The organism is Nocardioides sp. NPDC057772, from assembly GCF_042798075.1.
GTDB lineage: Bacteria > Actinomycetota > Actinomycetes > Propionibacteriales > Nocardioidaceae > Nocardioides.
Genome location: NZ_JBHVKN010000383.1, coordinates 1 through 1,603 on the forward strand (window position 1 = coordinate 1; position 1,603 = coordinate 1,603).

A 1,603-nucleotide genomic window follows, 5' to 3' on the forward strand; every position below is an offset into this window, starting at 1 on the left:
GATGCGCCGACTCGGCCGTTGCTGGCGGGACAGTTGCGCCGAGTGGGCGTCAGTAGTGACGTACGCAGTCGCGCAGCGTGAGCGCGGTCTCCATCGCTGCGGCGGCGGCCTCGTAGCCCTTGTCCTCGCTGGACCCCTCGAGGCCAGCCCGGTCGAGCGCCTGCTCCTCGTTGTCGCAGGTCAACAGGCCGAAGCCGACCGGAATGGTGTGGTCGATCGCAATCCGGTTCAGCCCATCGGTGGCGGCTGAGCAGACGTAGTCGAAGTGCGGGGTGCCGCCGCGGATGACGACGCCCAGCGCGACGATGGCGTCGTAGCCTGACTTGGCGAGCGCGGCCGCGGCGACGGGGAGCTCGAAGGCGCCCGGGACCCGGACGAGGGTCAGGCCGCCGACCGAAGCGTCTTTCAGCGCCCGTTCCGCGCCGTTCAGCAGGCCGGTCATGACCTCGTCGTGCCAGCGCGCGGCCACCACGGCGACCCGCAGATCGCTCGCGTCGGCGACCTCGGGGGTCGGGGCTCCCTTGCCACTCATCGGTTCTCCTCGGACAGTTTCGGCTCGGACAGATCGGGCAGCGCGTGACCCATCCGGTCACGCTTGGTCAGCAGGTAGGCGAGGTTGTGCTCGTTGGGCCGCGGGGTGAGCGGGACCCGCTCGGCGACCTCGACGCCGTACGCCTCTAGGTTGCTCACCTTCTCAGGGTTGTTGGTCAGCAGGCGCACCGAGTCGACCTTGAGGTCGCGCAGGATCTGCGAGGCGGCACCGTAGTGGCGGGCGTCGGCCGGCAGGCCGAGGTCGAGGTTGGCGTCGACGGTGTCGCGACCGCCGTCCTGGAGCTGGTAGGCCTGCAGCTTGGCGAGCAGCCCGATCCCGCGACCCTCGTGCCCGCGCAGGTAGACCACCACGCCGCAGCCCTCCGTCGCGATCCGCTCGAGCGCCTCGCGCAGCTGGGGTCCGCAATCGCAGCGGCGCGACCCGAACACGTCGCCGGTCAGGCACTCCGAGTGCACCCGGGCGAGCACCGGGTCGCACCCGGACACGTCGCCGTGGACCAGCGCGACGTGCTCGACGCCGTCGTCGATGGTGCGGTAGCCGTAGGCGGTGAAGTCGCCGAACTCGGTGGGCAGCCGGGTCACCGCCTTGCGCTCGACCAGCACCTCCGTACGCCGCCGGTAGGTGACCAGGTCGGCGATCGAGATCATCGCGAGACCGTGCTCGTCGGCGAACTCCCGCAGCTGCGGTGCCCGTTGCATGGTGCCGTCGTCGTTGACCAGCTCGACCAGCGCACCGGCGGGCTCCAGCCCGGCCAGCCGGGTGAGGTCGACGGCGGCCTCGGTGTGGCCGACCCGCACCAGCACGCCCCCGTCACGCGCCCGCAGCGGGAAGACGTGACCCGGGCGGGTCAGGTCGCCGGCCACCGACGCCGGCCCGGCCAGCAGCCGGGTGGTGAGCGCCCGATCGGCCGCCGAGATGCCGGTCGTGGGGGCCGCGCGGGGGGCGCCCCAGACCGCCGACCCCGGGGGCGTGGGGGGCGCGGTGTGTCACGTGGTAGGGGGGGGGGGGGGTGCGGCGGGCCCGGGTGCGGGCGGCGCCACGCAGAAAAAC

The 1,603-nt window shown here is 72.9% G+C and carries 1 protein-coding gene and 1 pseudogene; both read right to left on the reverse strand.

Translation table 11 applies throughout. The annotated features are described in order from the left end of the window. Window positions 1-49 precede the first annotated feature (49 nt). On the reverse strand, window positions 50-532 hold the full coding sequence (gene ribH / locus ACFVJS_RS27895) for a 6,7-dimethyl-8-ribityllumazine synthase (RefSeq protein WP_378886790.1): 483 nt from the start codon (window positions 530-532) through the stop codon (window positions 50-52). Continuing rightward, window positions 529-1,491: pseudogene (ribA, locus tag ACFVJS_RS27900) on the reverse strand (GTP cyclohydrolase II); the annotation flags it as partial. The gene ribH and the pseudogene ribA, both read right to left, overlap by 4 nt. Between the last annotated feature and the right edge of the window lie 112 nt (window positions 1,492-1,603).

What these genes read in the sequence shown, in the direction of transcription:
- ribH (WP_378886790.1), bottom strand. Translation starts at nt 532, where the DNA reads ATGAGTGGCAAGGGAGCCCCGACCCCCGAGGTCGCCGACGCGAGCGAT.